Source organism: Syntrophales bacterium (assembly GCA_026417625.1).
Taxonomy (GTDB): Bacteria; Desulfobacterota; Syntrophia; order Syntrophales; family UBA8958; genus JAOACW01.
The window spans coordinates 20,014-34,736 of sequence record JAOACW010000009.1 but is presented as its reverse complement, the minus strand read 5'-3'; the positions used below and the strand labels follow the sequence as shown (position 1 = coordinate 34,736).

The 14,723-nt window shown below is 45.2% G+C and carries 15 protein-coding genes and 2 riboswitches; of the genes, 9 read left to right on the top strand and 6 right to left on the bottom strand.

Features of this window, described 5'->3' with window-relative positions; genetic code table 11:
• Positions 1-4: 4 nt before the first annotated feature.
• Together N2317_06940 and N2317_06935 are read right to left on the bottom strand one after the other, a co-directional pair.
• Entirely contained in the window at positions 5-925 is a 921-nt protein-coding gene (locus N2317_06940) for a patatin-like phospholipase family protein (GenBank protein MCX7817228.1), read from the bottom strand.
• Between the two features lie 28 nt (positions 926-953).
• Entirely contained in the window at positions 954-2,435 is a 1,482-nt protein-coding gene (locus N2317_06935) for an AMP-binding protein (protein ID MCX7817227.1), read from the bottom strand.
• Positions 2,436-2,728: 293 nt separating this feature from the next.
• On the opposite strand from N2317_06935, the gene N2317_06930 reads away from it, so the two are divergent.
• Positions 2,729-3,148: a hotdog fold thioesterase gene (locus N2317_06930; protein ID MCX7817226.1), complete on the top strand. Its 420-nt coding sequence runs from the start codon at positions 2,729-2,731 to the stop codon at positions 3,146-3,148.
• A 72-nt stretch (positions 3,149-3,220) separates the two neighbouring features.
• Positions 3,221-3,418, top strand: coding sequence for a hypothetical protein (locus N2317_06925; protein MCX7817225.1), 198 nt, complete (start codon positions 3,221-3,223; stop codon positions 3,416-3,418).
• Between the two features lie 115 nt (positions 3,419-3,533).
• On the opposite strand, the gene N2317_06920 is transcribed toward N2317_06925, so the two are convergent.
• The 4 genes from N2317_06920 to N2317_06905 all read right to left on the bottom strand — a co-directional run bounded on the left by N2317_06920 (position 3,534) and on the right by N2317_06905 (position 8,322).
• Positions 3,534-4,274, bottom strand: coding sequence for an energy transducer TonB (locus N2317_06920; protein MCX7817224.1), 741 nt, complete (start codon positions 4,272-4,274; stop codon positions 3,534-3,536).
• 12 nt (positions 4,275-4,286) lie between these two features.
• Positions 4,287-6,281, bottom strand: a complete 1,995-nt coding sequence (locus N2317_06915) for a TonB-dependent receptor (GenBank protein ID MCX7817223.1) — start codon at positions 6,279-6,281, stop codon at positions 4,287-4,289.
• Between the two features lie 30 nt (positions 6,282-6,311).
• Positions 6,312-6,488: riboswitch (cobalamin riboswitch) on the bottom strand.
• On the bottom strand, positions 6,485-7,261 hold the full coding sequence (locus tag N2317_06910; GenBank protein MCX7817222.1) for an ABC transporter ATP-binding protein: 777 nt from the start codon (positions 7,259-7,261) through the stop codon (positions 6,485-6,487). (Overlaps the previous riboswitch by 4 nt.)
• 2 nt (positions 7,262-7,263) lie before the next feature.
• Positions 7,264-8,322 (bottom strand): iron ABC transporter permease, encoded by a 1,059-nt coding sequence (locus tag N2317_06905; GenBank protein ID MCX7817221.1) that lies wholly within the window; start codon positions 8,320-8,322, stop codon positions 7,264-7,266.
• Between the two features lie 9 nt (positions 8,323-8,331).
• Positions 8,332-8,524: riboswitch (cobalamin riboswitch) on the bottom strand.
• A gap of 85 nt (positions 8,525-8,609) precedes the next feature.
• Between N2317_06905 and N2317_06900 the strand changes: the two genes are divergently transcribed.
• The 7 genes from N2317_06900 (at position 8,610) to N2317_06870 (ending at position 14,658) form a co-directional block, all read left to right on the top strand.
• Positions 8,610-8,903: a hypothetical protein gene (locus N2317_06900; protein ID MCX7817220.1), complete on the top strand. Its 294-nt coding sequence runs from the start codon at positions 8,610-8,612 to the stop codon at positions 8,901-8,903.
• A 2-nt stretch (positions 8,904-8,905) separates the two neighbouring features.
• Positions 8,906-10,951: an NAD-dependent DNA ligase LigA gene (ligA, locus tag N2317_06895; GenBank protein MCX7817219.1), complete on the top strand. Its 2,046-nt coding sequence runs from the start codon at positions 8,906-8,908 to the stop codon at positions 10,949-10,951.
• Positions 10,952-10,968: 17 nt separating this feature from the next.
• Positions 10,969-11,745, top strand: a complete 777-nt coding sequence (locus tag N2317_06890) for a LamB/YcsF family protein (GenBank protein MCX7817218.1) — start codon at positions 10,969-10,971, stop codon at positions 11,743-11,745.
• Positions 11,742-12,386 carry a 5-oxoprolinase subunit PxpB gene (gene pxpB / locus N2317_06885; protein MCX7817217.1) on the top strand — a complete coding sequence of 215 codons (645 nt, stop codon included), beginning with the start codon at positions 11,742-11,744 and terminating at the stop codon, positions 12,384-12,386. The genes N2317_06890 and pxpB overlap by 4 nt, the downstream gene beginning before the upstream one ends.
• Positions 12,379-13,323 (top strand): biotin-dependent carboxyltransferase family protein, encoded by a 945-nt coding sequence (locus N2317_06880; GenBank protein MCX7817216.1) that lies wholly within the window; start codon positions 12,379-12,381, stop codon positions 13,321-13,323. Before pxpB ends, N2317_06880 begins: the two co-directional genes overlap by 8 nt.
• The gene (locus tag N2317_06875; protein MCX7817215.1) at positions 13,302-13,595 is read left to right on the top strand and encodes an acylphosphatase; all 294 of its coding nucleotides are present in this window, start codon (positions 13,302-13,304) and stop codon (positions 13,593-13,595) included. Before N2317_06880 ends, N2317_06875 begins: the two co-directional genes overlap by 22 nt.
• A gap of 70 nt (positions 13,596-13,665) precedes the next feature.
• Positions 13,666-14,658, top strand: coding sequence for a TRAP transporter substrate-binding protein (locus tag N2317_06870; GenBank protein ID MCX7817214.1), 993 nt, complete (start codon positions 13,666-13,668; stop codon positions 14,656-14,658).
• Positions 14,659-14,723: the final 65 nt, after the last annotated feature.

Sequence of the window (14,723 nt, the reverse complement as noted above, 5' to 3'; positions counted from 1 at the left end):
GTCTTTAGGGAGCCTTCCCCGCAGGTAATTTTCCCTCTTCTTTTAGTTTACTGAGGATCTCAACAATCTTGGGAATAGCTTCAAGCGCAGCTTTTTCCCCTTCAAGAATTGCTTCGTGGCGTTTAGAAATATCACTGGACGCTATATGCCGAACACGCGGCCTTATTACAACATCCGCCTGGCGTAGTTGGTTTTCCGCTATTCTTGAATACATGATATCCACGGCCTGAAGTATGGTTTCAATTGTTCCAGAGGGAGGATCTGTGTTCACACCGGAAGAGATGTCCACTGCGATTACCACATCTGCGCCCTGCTTCTTTGCGAACTCCACCGCTACGGGACTTACCACACCTCCATCCACGTATATCCTACCAGATATCTTGACGGGCTGAAATATACCTGGAATGGAGCAACTGGCGCGTACGGCCATACCTGTGTTTCCTCTAGCAAATCCCGTCTCTTCGCCTGTCTGAATGTCCGTTGCTATCGCGTAGAAGGGTATCCGTAAACTCTCTATGGGTGTATTCCGTAACATTCTGTTAACGTAATTCTGTAAGCGCTCACCCTTTATAAAACCGTTGTCAGGTAAAACGAGGTCGAAAAGGTCATCTCTGCTTAAGGATAGGGAAAATGATTGGATCTGGTAAGCATTATAACCGTAAGCGTATAATGCTCCCACTAAACTGCCCGCTGATGTTCCCACTACCATATCAATAGGAATTCTGTGGGTTTCCAGAACCTTGAGGACACCGATGTGGGCAAACCCCCTTGCAGCACCGGCTCCTAGAACTAGTGATATTCTGGCAGGCTTTTCCGACGGTGGAGGCGTAACGGTCTTTGGTGCACACCCTACCATTATCCACAATGAAAGGAGGGATAGTATACATACGTGTTTTAAAAAGATTAGACTGCCGCGATATAACACGTGAACCCTCATACGCACCTGCACGAACTTATTCTTTGTGAAACAGTTTTTTTACCGCCTCTCTATTTACAGATCCATCGCTGTGACGTGGAATTTTATCAACGAATAGGAGTCGTCGTGGTCTCTTATAACGGGCCAGTCTTGGAAGTAAGAAGGCATCTATTTCTTCATCAGTCAGGGTGTGTCCACTCTTAACGACACACACCGCAACCACTATCTCACCCCAAACCTGATCAGAAACCCCAACAACACAGACATCTTCTATTGCGACGTGTTCTCGAAGAATTCCTTCTACTTCTTCTGGATAAACGTTTTCACCACCCGTTTTTATAAGCTCTTTCTCCTTCTTGCGTCCCTCGAACCACAGGAATCCATCTCTATCTATCCGACCCAGATCGCCTGTATGGTGCCATCCTTCACGAAAGGTTCTAACAGATATTTCAGGTAGATTCCAGTAACCAGCAAAAACAGAAGGGGAACGTACACAAATTTCTCCTACTTCATCATGAGATAAAGGTTGCCCAGCTTCATTGAGAATCGCGATCCTTGTAAGCAAAGCGGGTTTGCCTATACTTCCGGGTCTATTTTTGTAGTTTGAACCAGAAACGGGCATAACCTCTGTTTGCCCATATATACTGTAAAAGTGTGCCCATTTAAATTTATCTAGGAACCGTTCGATCGTGTTTGGTTGTTCTACGCCAAGACAGAGCCGAACCGAAGATACGTCGTAGTCGGTTTTTCCCCAGGCATCTAATATGGAAGAAAGAATGGGTGGAAAAGTCACAAAGAAAGTAACCTTTTCTCTTTCCATCAGTTCGAGAGCTCTCTGGGCTTCGAAACGATCCATGATCACAGTTTTACCCCCTGAGAGCATGGTGGCCAGGGTAAATCCCAGTCCCCCAATATGAAAAAGTGGTAGAAAACATAAATAGCAGTCATCTCTTCTCAAATCTGCAAGGTTCAGGAGCTGAAAGGCGCAGGCGATTAGGTTTCTTTGGGTAAGCACCGCACCCTGGGGGCGTCCCGTTACAGCGGCAGTATGGATGATCACCGCCGGGTTTGATGCTGGGACGGGATCACATCTATCCTCAAAGTTACCGATTTTCTCTACGGTCTCAATTTTGTGTTGAGGTATAGAGGGTAGTCGGGATGTGGCTCCTTTAGCCAAAAGTTCCGTTGCTTCGGATATTAAAAGTATCCGTGGGGAAACATCATTCAAGATGTATGCTATTTCTTCCGTACTTAAACGGGGGTTGATCAGTACGCACACAACCCCCAATTTGGCTGCGCCTCCAAGAACTGCAAGAACATGAAAGGAGTTTGGGGCTAAAACGGCGATTCTCTCTCCCGAATTTAACCCTTTCTTCTTAAAAAAAGCCGCCCAAAGGTCGCATGCTTCTTTAAGTTCTGCATGGCTCAACCGCTTTTCATCCTGCACAAAGGCTATTTTTGAACCGTTAATCTCAGCGTTCCGGGAGATTAAGTCATAGATACCAAAATCGATCCCCATTGGATGCACCCTCCAGGAAAACTTATTAATAGATAGAAAACATACGTTATGTTCTTTGATTATGCAAAGCAGAAAATTTGTAGGGCTGCACCAAGATTATGCCAGGAATTCAGCTGGAAAGATAGGATAGGTGGAATGGGTGTGGACATATGAAAAGAATGCGTGTGATTGAGATTTTCTCTTGCCCTCTTTGGTATTGGTGTTTTATTTAAGAAGTAGTCTCGTTGGGATGGTTAACCTATGAAAAGAACATTGTGTTTTTTCAGACTTTTTAATGATTACAATGAGAAAAGATGAAAGCGTATTCCCTCGATGAGAACCTTGTGAAAGGATTGCTGGAACGTTTTTCCAAAGATTACTTTGCCCATTATGTGGGTATTGAGATTGAAGAAATGGCCCCGGGTAGAGCAAAGACCCGTTTAAAGATTCAAGATCGTCACCGAAATGGTGTTGGTATGATTCATGGTGGTGTTATATTCACCCTTGCGGATCTTGCTTTTGCCGCTGCATCTAACTCTCACGGTCCTGTTGCTGTCGCATTGAATGCTTCTATAATGTTTCTGAGGTCATCTCGGGGAAACACTCTGTACGCTGAAGCAGAGGAGTGCTCAAGGACCAAACGCGTTGGTACTTACAGTATAAGGGTATACGACGATCTGGGTGAAACCATTGCCCTTTTCACGGGGCAGGCTTATGTAAAATCGGAGCTATAGTTTTCTCCATTCTTGACATACGATTCCCTTTCTTGTATAGCCAGCCCAGTTCTGAGTATTGAGGGGGAGAAAATGACCAGCACTGAAGTAGCAAAACTTAGAGCGATGATTGAAAAAGCTATTGAAGATCATCAAATTACTACGACGGAATATGAGAAGATACTGGCTATTGCCAATGCGGATATGAAGATCGATCCTGAGGAGCAACGTCTCCTTTCTCAGCTGCACGAGTTGATATCCAACGGTACAATCAAACGGGTTCCAGGGTAAGCATCTTAACCAGAAGGTTTCTCCCACATACCTCTCTTCATTATGCCGAAGTATTGTATGCACGCATACGGTGAAGTTTTCGACCCTTGCCTTTTTGCATTGGATGAAAGGGTTCTTATTTTAATGCAAACCTGATAGGTACATCCACCCACATGGTTATGGGGACCCCCATTCTTTTTCCCGGTATAAAAGACCACCTTTTTACTGCTTCGATGGCCGAGTGATCCAAAAGATTATAACCGGACGTCTGCTTGACTACCACTTGACCCACTCGGCCATCAGGTAGTACTTCTACAGATAAAAGCACCAATCCCTCTTGTCCCCGGATACGGGCTAGTGGGGGATATTGAGGGGGAGGATTATGTCCGTATCGTGGTACCGCTTTTGAGTGATACTGCTCTTCTGCTAACGAGCCGTAGGAAAACTCACCCGTTGTTAAACTCGAGCTTTTGACCGCGTCGGATGCCGGGTTTGGAGCAACAATACTTTTTCCCTCCTTTCGGTCCTTATTATTGAACCCTTCTGGCACTGGAGGCGAATCGGGTTTCACCCCGGATGTCTTTTCATCATTATTACTTTTACTGAAGGATAACTGCACGGGTGACACGACCTCAATGGAGTCGTGGCGAAATGGTTTCTTAAAAGCGTGAGAATTGATGGTGCTTCCTTCTTTCTTCTGGGTTACAAGATCAACAAAAAGACAGGAGTTTTCGTTCAGTAATGGGTTTGGTGAAGCAGAGAGGACAGGTCCGGTTAATACCATTGCGACTAATGCGCAGTGAAAGACAGCAGAAATAATAACACTGTTTAGGAATACCCTTTTCAAACTCTCTGCTTCAAGTCCGTACCCGTTCATTCTCCATTTTCACTAAAAGGTATATCTCAAACCCAGGGTGAAAGTTCTTCCTGGCATTGGGTATCCCTTTACATATTCGTAATCCTTGTCGAACAAGTTTTGAATTTCACCCCTTAAGGTGAGATATCCGTATTTGTTTAAGGTCAAAAGTTTTTTTGTTATTGCTAGGTTAGCCACTGTAAAGCTTCCTTTTGTTATAACTGGTGTGGGGTAAGCACCACTTTCCCAGTCGTCGATTAGCTGCTTTCCCACATAAGAGAAGTTCAGGTTTGCCGAGAAATCTTCGCCATAAATGGTAATACCGTACGTCACGAGGAGATCAGATGTGTACTTCAAATCCTCGTTTGTGTCCTTGTCCCGATACTTCATCATGTATGTGCCGGTGATATAAGGCAAAACCCTGATCGGCCAGGAAAAGAGATTTCCCAGATCGTAGGACAAACTACCCTCCACACCCTCAATTTCAGCCTTACCGATGTTCCTAGCTGATCTATCTCCATTTGGTTTGGTGTACCATTCTATTTTATCCCGGAAATCCGTATGGAAATAACTTAAACTCGCGTTCAAAGCCGATATTGATATATCTATTCCTCCCTCGTATGTGCGGCTTTTCTCTGGTTTAAGGTCAGGGTTTCCCACGAAATGTGTTCCCCAACTCCAGTAATTACCTGCAAGCTGTTCCGCCGAAGGCATACGGAAAGCCTGACCGTAGTTAGCCCGGAGCTTCAACCACTTTGTGGGTATATAGGCAAGACCGACCTGTGGGGAAATGTGATGTTCACTTTCCTTCCCACCTTCACTTTTGACGTCAACCCTGTATTCATCATAACGAGCACCACCGGAAATAATGAAACTGTCGTTGAAAAGTTTCAGTTTGCCGAGCAAAAAGGCAGCAGGGTTATCGTACCCCGTATTTTTAGGACTGCTTGTGCTTTCTGTTTTGTACTGTATCCAATCCCCACCACCTGTAACCGTGAACAAAGTTCGATTGTACGAAACCTGGATCTGTGCGCCTTTGAAGTCCACCACGTTTCTATCGGGAACACCATCATCCCAACCGTCAGGATTGCTTCCAGTAGGATCAAACCATTCGTTTTTATCGCGACCAGCAAAGTAACGAACCTTCCAGGAAAGCAGACCTGTGGTTGTTTTCCCATCGTATATTACATCGAACGAATGGTTACGACTTTGAACATAGTCGTCCTTGTCATTCTGGCTCAGGTAGCCGGGATTTCCCTGATGATCGACTTTGAAGAACGTGTAGATAAAACCAATTCTATTCCCCGGGAGAAACTCGTAACCTACGTTGATACTCCCGTTTTCCTTGTGGTTGTAACCTGTGTTGAAGTACTTTATCCCCTGTGCTGTCTCGTAATCTCCCCGGGAATCGCGCGTGAATGAACCTGAAAAGTCCATCTTTTTGAACGTACCAGAAAAACCTATTGTTCCACCTTTATAATCGTAACTTCCTATGAAGCCATCAGCATAGAAAGACGGTTTGCCCGTTCCTTTTTTTGTAATTACATTCACCACACCACCAACAGCGGTTGTACCATACTGGACCGCTGCTGGACCTCTTATAATCTCCACCTTTTCTATATTGTTAGTCATGACTTTGGCAGCATTGGCGGTTCCTGAACGCCTACCGTCAATGAGGATAAGGACCCTACTCGCAAGATCGATACCTGTTGCATCCGTTCTGAAAGCTCTTATCCCTATTGAGGTTGTGGAACTATCGTACTTCATGATTGTTCCCACACCTTTTTCAGCGAGAAGATCCCCCAGATCTTTCGCAGAGGAGCTCCGGATCTCTTCCTCGTCTATAACTATAACATTGGCCACAACTTCCCGCTTTTTCTCCTCAATTCTACTTGCTGTAACCACAACCTCTTCCAGACGTACCGTTTCTTTTCCCTCCGTTTTTTTTCCTTCCATCTGGGCACTAACAGTTTCGCCCGTACTGAAAATGAGAATCATTAGTAAAAAAACAAATACTGAGCGTTTCATACATCCTCCTTCCTTCCCCCGCGGGAGAAAAGATTTATTTTCTCATCAGACAAGTATCCTGGCTCGGGGCATCCTACTTGCCTCACCTTCCCAGTCATGAAGACCAGTGGTTTTTCATGGTTTTCGTTCCCCTTACAGTTGCGGGGCAGCGCCGGACTCTCACCGGCTTCCTTGTCTGATGAAAATGTCCAAAAGACCATCATTCAAACCTCAATCCAGGGTATAATCAACGGGCGGCCTGTAGGTGTATGCGTGCTTGCTATCACAGTTGTGTCAAAAGTGATTTTTATCTGTTCTTCACTTAGCACTTCCTCAGGGGTCCCCTCAGCCAATATGCTACCTTCTTTTAAGAGGATGACCCTGTCGCAGTAGAGCGAAGCTAAGTTTATGTCATGTGTTACTAATACCACTGTAAGACCGTTTACTCTATTGATTGTTCTGATCAGTTTGAGAATGTCTGCCTGATGGCGAACGTCAAGATACGCTGTAGGTTCATCGAGAAGCAGGAGTTGTGGTTCCTGTGCCAGGGCTCGAGCTACTAACACACGCTGTCTTTCTCCACCGCTTATGTTTTCGAGTGATCTGTGGGCGAGGTGTTGGGTCTCTGTCTGCTCCATCACCTTCCATACTATTTCGAGATCCTTTTCCCCTTCAAAGGCCAGTAGACCGAGGTGGGGTGATCGACCCATGAGAATTATCTCTTGCACAGTAAATGGAAAAACGCCTGCATAGCCCTGTGGAACGAGGGCAATTATCTTTGCTACATCTTTGCGCTTCATGCTTTGGATGGGGGTCCCATTCCATAGAACTTGTCCCTTTTGTGGCAAGAGTATCCCATCTATAACCCTAAGGAGTGTGGATTTTCCTGATCCATTTGGTCCCAGAATCCCTACAAAATCCCCGGAATTAACCTTGAAACCCACATCTTTGAGAACCCAGGGACCGTTGTATTTGAAGCTTACATCTATTACTTCCAGCATGTTCACACTTCTTCTTTCATTAGTCTCCGACGGAGCAAACATAGAAAGTACGGTGCACCACATAGGGCAGTTATAACGCCCACAGGTAGCTCGGTTGGTGCAATCAAACAGCGTGCTAATGTGTCTGCCGCTACAAGAAAGGTACTTCCCAGGAGAAACGCCGCCGGTACCAGGATCCGATGATCAGGGCCACAGATGACCCTAAGAATATGAGGTATGATCAAACCAACAAACCCTATGGGTCCCGAGGCTGACACAGCACCTGCGGTGATCAGAGAAGCCGCTATTAATAGTGCTATTTTTGTTTTCTCAACGGAGACGCCCAGCTGTGCAGCTGTTTCTTCCCCAGTAACGAGAAGATTCAAATTTCGACCTTGACTGTAGATGAACGAGACTCCGATGAGAAGCAACACGAAATTAATGATGATGGTTTTGGCTTGGGCTCCACTCAAGTCACCCATCATCCAGAAAATCGCACGTTGGAGCTGGAATTGGTCACTTATAGAAAGTACAAAGAGGATAACGGCGGAGAAAAAGGCGTTTACCATTACACCCGTTAAAAGTAAGGTATTAGTCTCTAGACGTTTTTTGTAACCAGCGATACCAAATACAATGCCCACTGAGAACAGACCACCTGCAAAGGCTAGTACGGGAATACTAAACCAACGAGTGACGGAGCTGAGTAAAATTCCTGTCATAGCTCCCAGTGCAGCCCCGGCAGAGACTCCCATAATATAAGGGTCAGCTAAGGGGTTGCGCAAAAGAGCTTGAAAAACCACTCCAGCAACAGATAGAGCTGCACCTACCAAAGTAGCCAGCAGTACCCTCGGTAAGCGAATAGATAAGACTATTACTTCTTCAGGAGGAGTGATTCCCTGAATGGTTTCCCCTGGCAAGGCCATGAGACCTCTAAGTACGGATAACAAAGAAATGCGTGCAACTCCAGTGGACAGGGAAAATATAGAGACAATAACGAGAACCAAGAACAAAACCAGAGAAATCTTAAGTATTCGTGGAAGTGTAACCGGAGGATGTAATGCTTTATCTGATGGATAACCCATTTTGCCTCCCTCGAGGTCCTTCGGATGGGTTGGTCTTCCGGCTCCGGGCAACCTACTCACCACCTTCCCATCCTCATTTGAGGACAGTGGTCCTTGGTTTTCGCTCCCGTCACGGCTGCGGGGCAGCGGGGGGTTCTCACCCCTCTTCCACTAACCCATCCATTTAAAAAAATAAATTAGAACCACATATCTGTCAACAAAATTTGTGCAACAACTTGAACTTTTCATTTTAAGGTAAATCTTGACATTACTTTGTGGCGGTTATAGGATGCCAAAAAGGTTGAAATATGGGTATGATAGAGGATACTCTTGAGCGAATAGCCGAGAAAATACTTGCTCTTGATGAGGCATCGCTTGTTGCTCTGTTGGATAAGTATCGCCATCGCATGGAACAATTTGATGTTAGTCGGGAGTGGGAGCGGTCTGTCATTATTTTTTTTATAATAAACGCAGTCAGAGCGAAAAATCAGATATTTAACGAACAAATCCTTAAAAGCGTTGAGAAGAAGGAACTGTCACGGAAGAAGAGTGATATCAAAGGGAAACCGGCTTTACGTCTCATAAAGAGAGAAAACGATTGACGATGCATGATATTCCTGAGGATATCAAGAGACGGGTCAATGAGCTCCGGTCACTTATTGAATACCACAATAGGCGGTACTATCTGCTGGACGATCCTGAGATTTCTGATGCAGAATATGACCGCCTAATGGCAGAGTTGATCGAGCTCGAAGAAAAGTATCCAGCGTTACGTAGCCCTGATTCACCCACTCAGCGTGTGGGAGCAGCTCCCCTGGAAAAATTCCAGAGTTTTACCCATCTTTCACCCATGCTGAGTCTCGCCAATGTCTTTTCTGAGGAAGAAATTGTGGAGTTCGATGATCGCATCCATCGCTTTATCAACTATACGGGTAACATTGAATACGTGGGAGAACCAAAACTGGACGGCGCTGCTGTGAATCTTTTGTACGAAAACGGTGTTCTGGTAAAGGCAGCAACCAGAGGAGATGGTGCTGTGGGTGAAGATATTACGCAAAACATTAGAACCATTCCCTCCATTCCTCTGGCATTAGGGGGTAGCAACGAGTTCTCCAGTTCCAGTATAAGAACTCCTCAGCGTGTTGAGGTGCGTGGTGAAGTGATAATGGAGGTGGAGCATTTCAAAAAATTGAATGATAGGAGGGTAAAAGCAGGTGAACCTCCTTTCGCCAATCCCCGTAATGCGGCAGCCGGTTCATTGAGGCAACTGGATCCGCGTATCACCGCTCGGCGACCACTGGAGTTTTTTGCATATGGATTGGGTTTTATAAGCGAGGCTTTGTTTAAAACCCATTGGGAGATTTTGCAGGCTTTGTCGAGGTGGGGTTTCCGCGTGCACAGTCTGAGCAGGTTGCTGAAAGATGTTTCGGAGTGTATCCAGTATTACAGAGAAATGATGGAAAATCGCCATAATTTACCCCACGAGACAGACGGTGTTGTTTTGAAGGTTAATGACCTTTATCTGCAGGAGCGGTTGGGTGCTGTTGCGAGAAGTCCCAGATGGGCTGTGGCTTGCAAGTTTCCGGCACAGGAGGAAACAACAACCGTTGAAGACATCAAAGTTCAGGTTGGTAGGACGGGAGTACTCACTCCGGTCGCNATAATGAAACCAGTACGTATAGCTGGAGTCACTGTATCCCGGGCTTCTCTTCACAACCAGGATGAGATTGAGAAAAAGGATATTCGCATAGGTGATACGGTGCTGGTACGGCGTGCAGGTGACGTTATTCCAGAGGTCGTAAAGGTAATTTTTTCAAAGCGGACAGGGAATGAGCGCATATTCAAGATGCCCTCTTCCTGTCCGGAGTGCGGGTCTAGTATAGTTCGCCTGCCTGGGGAGGTTGCCCATCGCTGTGTTAACCTGTCCTGTCCGGCACAAATTAAGGAACGGATTATACACTTTGCCTCACGTTCTGGTGTGGACATAGAGGGTTTGGGAGAAAAACTGGTATCCCAACTTGTAGAGAGAGGTTTGGTTAGGAGTCTGAGTGATCTGTACAATCTCAAATTTGAAGATCTTGTCAATCTTGATAGAATGGGGGAAAAATCGGCTCGAAATGTCCTCTCTGCCATAGAGCGATCCAAAACACCGCCTCTCGCTAAGTTCATATACGCTCTGGGTATACGCCACGTTGGTGAAACAACGGCCCGGGTTTTGGCCGAACGGTTTGTTACTCTTGAGGATCTAATGAATGCTTCGGAAGAAGATCTTCTTAGCATCAGAGATATCGGTCCCGAAGTTGCCGGCTCAATTATTCGTTTTTTCCGCGAGCAATCGAACCGTAAAACTTTGGAAGATTTAAAGAGAGCTGGATTGATACCCATTTCTACACAAGTGCATCAAAAAACAACAATTCACCACCCATTTGCCGGGAAGAACTTTGTACTTACAGGAACTCTGAAAAGTATGACGCGCGCCGAGGCTCAAAGAGTGATAAGGGAAAAGGGTGGGAATACCTCGGATTCTGTAACTAAAAAGACTGATTTTGTGGTTGTAGGTGATTCCCCCGGCTCCAAGCTAGCAAAGGCGAGAGAACTGGGTATAACGGTACTTACTGAAGAAGAGTTCTTATCCCTTTTGGGAAGATAAAAAATCAGAGGTGGGTTATGTCCAGAGTGGATTTAAATTGCGATATGGGTGAGTCTTTTGGTGCTTACCGCATAGGAAACGACGAAAAGGTCATAAAATTCATCACATCCGCCAATATTGCCTGTGGTTTTCATGCCTCAGACCCCAATGTGATGGACAGAACGGTAAGATTGTGCTTGGAGCATGGGGTAAAAGTAGGGGCTCACCCAGGCTATCCCGATCTTGTGGGTTTTGGCAGACGTTTTATGGATATAGATGAGAAGGAAATCGTTAATTTAATCCTATATCAGGTGGGTGCATTGCAGGGGTTTCTGAAACTCTATGGAATGGTGCTGCAGCACGTAAAATTGCATGGAGCTTTATACAACTATGCGGCCGATCACACTGACTTTATATTGCACTTAACTGATAAACTGGGAGTCGCTTTTGAAAATCCAATTTTCCTGACTCTTGCCACTCCCAAGAATATGGAACTGAAGGAGAAATGTGGTATTTCTGGAATTCGTATTGCCCTGGAAGCTTTTCCCGATCGCCAGTACGATGATGAAGGGTTGTTGCTTTCACGCAAGGTACCAGGGTCAGTTCTAAAAGATCCACTAATGATCGTTGATAAAGCACTTGATATGGTGCTCAACCGGAGAATCGAAACAGTAAGCGGAAAATGGATTCCAATAGAGGTTGACACACTATGCCTTCATGGGGACAATAAAGAAAGCATAGAAGCGGCTGCCCTAATAAGGACATCCCTTGTGGAAGCAGGTGTCGAAATTCGCCCATTGGGAGATCTTTTATGATAATAACTCCGTACGGCGAAGAAGGGTTGCGCATAATTCTCGGGAGTGAGGTTAATCAAGAGGTCCATAGAAAAGTCCTAAGATGCTACACTTTACTTACATCTCTGAAGAACCGTTCCATTATAGATATAATCCCTTCTTTTTGTAGCTGTGTCGTTGTATTTGACTGTGAATCGGTACAATTCGAAGAGATGAAAGACATGATCACACGAGCATTGGAGGATATGGATAAAGTCGACCTACCAAAACCTAACTACTTTGAAATACCCGTTCGCTATGGTGGTGAATATGGACCGGACATGGATTTTGTCTGTAACTATACAGGGCTTTCAGAACGAGAGGTGATTGTATTGCACTCAGAAACACAATACACTGTTTTTGCTGTGGGATTCACTCCTGGATTTCCCTATTTGGGGCCTCTTCATCCAAAACTCCATGTTCCCCGATTGGAAACACCGCGGACCGAAGTTCCTGCAGGCTCTGTAGGTATTGCTTTGAATCAGACGGGTATTTATACTTTCAAATCACCGGGTGGTTGGCGTCTTATTGGAAGGTCAGAGGTACAACTTTTCGACTACACACAGCCACCTTATAGTCTTTTGAAAATCGGGGATGTTGTACGTTTCGTAACACATGATTGAAATCCTAAATCCTGGTTTTATGTCGCTGATTGTGGATAGGGGTCGATATGGTTTTGCTTCCATTGGAGTACCCCCTTCTTCTGTTCTGGATGACTACGCCTACGACACGCTCTGTACCTTGCTTGGAAGGGAACATATACCTGTTATTGAAGTAATAGGCTCCAATTTTGGTATGCGTTTTGGGATGGATATGACGGTTGCTGTCACAGGGGCGCGGCTTAACCTCACGCTTGATGGTTCGCCCGTAAAAGATTGGTCTTCATTTCATGTTCCTGCCGGATCTGAAGTCCGTGTAAGAGCAGTGAAAGAGGGGTTTCGGTATTACATAGGTTTCTCGGGGTCAATGGTAATCGATAAGGTAATCGGTAGTTACTCTACGTATTTAGAATGTCAATTTGGAGGTTTGAATGGTAGGTCACTAAAAAGGGGTGATGTAATTCAAGTGGTGGACGTTCAGGCAACCCCTCCCAGGGAGGTACCTGAGGAGGTTATACCTAGTATTTCCTCTTTTCATGAGATACGTATTATACCTAATTTGGAATCCCAGTTATTCGAAGATGAGGATCTTAGGAAACTTTTATCGGGAAAGAGAGAATTTGCATACACAGTAAGTGTAATGTCAAACCGCACGGGTATTCGTTTGGAGGGTATGAATTTAAGGTTCAAACAAAACGTCCAGAAGAGTATCGTTTCTGAGGGTGTAATACCCGGCACCATACAAGTACCCGGCGATGGATTTCCTATAATTGTGCTTTACGAACGTACCATAGGAGGTTATGCGAGGATAGGTGTTGTGTGCAAAGCTGATCGGTGGCGACTTGCTCATCTTAAGCCAATGGACCAAGTTGTTTTTAAGAGCATTGATATTGGAGAGGCGCTCGTACTCTATCAGACCACACGTATGGAGCTCATCAAATGGAAAAAAAGTCTGAAATGAGAAGAGTTCATCTGTTCATCTCAGGTAGAGTTCAAGGGGTTGCTTTTCGTGCATATACTCAGGAACAGGCTTATTTGCTTGGGCTTTCCGGTTGGGTTCGCAATCTGCGAGACGGGAGGGTAGAGGCAGTGTTCGAAGGACCGAAAGAATCAATTGAAGCGATGATAGAGTGGTGTAAGGTCGGACCACCGGGTGCCCGTGTTGTCCATGTAGAAGTTGTGGATGAACCCTTTGGGAATGAATTCAAAGATTTTAAGATAAGATTCGGATGAAGTTTCCATCTTGACATTCCTGTATAGAGTATCTATACGTCTTTGCTATTACAAACCGTGGAGGAAGGATATGAAAAAATTATACGCCGTTCTACTATCTGTGGTTTTTGTTGTCGGGTTTTATGTGCTTCCATCATTTGCCAAAACTGTTTGGAACGCCAATTCTGTGTGGCCACCCAAGAATCAACATACTATAGGTCTTATGGAGTTTGCCGATAAAGTGAAGGCGGCCACAAATGGTGAGTTGGAATTGGTGGTTCACTCAGGCGGTGCGCTGGGTTACAAAGGGCCCGAACTTTTAAAGGTTGTTCGGGATGGTTTGGTTCCTGTTTCCGATATGCTGATCAGTGGTGTTGCTGGTGACGAGAAACTTTTGCAAATAGTTACATTACCATTTCTCGTTAGGAATTTTGATGAGCTTAGACTCTTGATTGATATCTGCAGGCCACACTTTGATAAAGTAGCGGATAAATGGAACCAGAAGATACTGTACATCGCTCCCTGGCCGGGTGCGGGGCTGTGGACAAAAAAAGAAATCCGGAAACTTGAGGATATGAAGGGTTTGAAGACAAGAACGTATGACAAGAACGGCGCCCTCGTTATGGAGGCAGTGGGTGCTACACCCCTGGCACTCCCATTTAGTGAAGTCTACACCTCCCTCCAAACAGGTGTTATAGATTCCGTCATGACCTCTTCACCCACCGCGGTGGACGCGAAGTTCTGGGAAGTACTCAAATATTTTGAACCCCTTAATATCACTATTGCAACAAACATGGTCACGGTAAACAAAAAGGCGTTTGAGAAGTTGCCGAAGGCCCATCAGGACATTCTTGTGAAAATTGGAAGGGAGATGGAGAAGAAGATGTGGGCGAATGTGAAAAAGTGGGACAAAGAGATGGTGGATATATGTGTCAAAAACGGCATAAATGTGGTGCATCCCTCAAATAAATTGATCACCGATCTTGAGAGAATTACGGAGAATATTCGCTCCGAATGGCTAAAAGGTGCTCCCGAGGAAGCAAGGGTAATATACGCTGAGTTTGTGAAAAAGGTAAAACGATAATGTTCCTATTACATAGAGTCTAGTTGAAGAGTTGAGGACCATGTCAAAAAGCATGGTCCTTTTGA

Excerpts from the sequence above, each read along its gene's own strand:
- N2317_06935 (MCX7817227.1), bottom strand. The coding sequence starts at position 2,435 with ATGGGGATCGATTTTGGTATCTATGACTTAATCTCCCGGAACGCTGAG.
- N2317_06930 (MCX7817226.1), top strand. The coding sequence starts at position 2,729 with ATGAAAGCGTATTCCCTCGATGAGAACCTTGTGAAAGGATTGCTGGAA.
- N2317_06925 (MCX7817225.1), top strand. The coding sequence starts at position 3,221 with ATGACCAGCACTGAAGTAGCAAAACTTAGAGCGATGATTGAAAAAGCT.
- N2317_06920 (MCX7817224.1), bottom strand. The coding sequence starts at position 4,274 with ATGAACGGGTACGGACTTGAAGCAGAGAGTTTGAAAAGGGTATTCCTA.
- N2317_06915 (MCX7817223.1), bottom strand. The coding sequence starts at position 6,281 with ATGAAACGCTCAGTATTTGTTTTTTTACTAATGATTCTCATTTTCAGT.
- N2317_06910 (MCX7817222.1), bottom strand. The coding sequence starts at position 7,261 with ATGCTGGAAGTAATAGATGTAAGCTTCAAATACAACGGTCCCTGGGTT.
- N2317_06905 (MCX7817221.1), bottom strand. The coding sequence starts at position 8,322 with ATGGGTTATCCATCAGATAAAGCATTACATCCTCCGGTTACACTTCCA.
- N2317_06900 (MCX7817220.1), top strand. The coding sequence starts at position 8,610 with ATGGGTATGATAGAGGATACTCTTGAGCGAATAGCCGAGAAAATACTT.
- N2317_06890 (MCX7817218.1), top strand. The coding sequence starts at position 10,969 with ATGTCCAGAGTGGATTTAAATTGCGATATGGGTGAGTCTTTTGGTGCT.
- pxpB (MCX7817217.1), top strand. The coding sequence starts at position 11,742 with ATGATAATAACTCCGTACGGCGAAGAAGGGTTGCGCATAATTCTCGGG.
- N2317_06880 (MCX7817216.1), top strand. The coding sequence starts at position 12,379 with ATGATTGAAATCCTAAATCCTGGTTTTATGTCGCTGATTGTGGATAGG.
- N2317_06875 (MCX7817215.1), top strand. The coding sequence starts at position 13,302 with ATGGAAAAAAAGTCTGAAATGAGAAGAGTTCATCTGTTCATCTCAGGT.
- N2317_06870 (MCX7817214.1), top strand. The coding sequence starts at position 13,666 with ATGAAAAAATTATACGCCGTTCTACTATCTGTGGTTTTTGTTGTCGGG.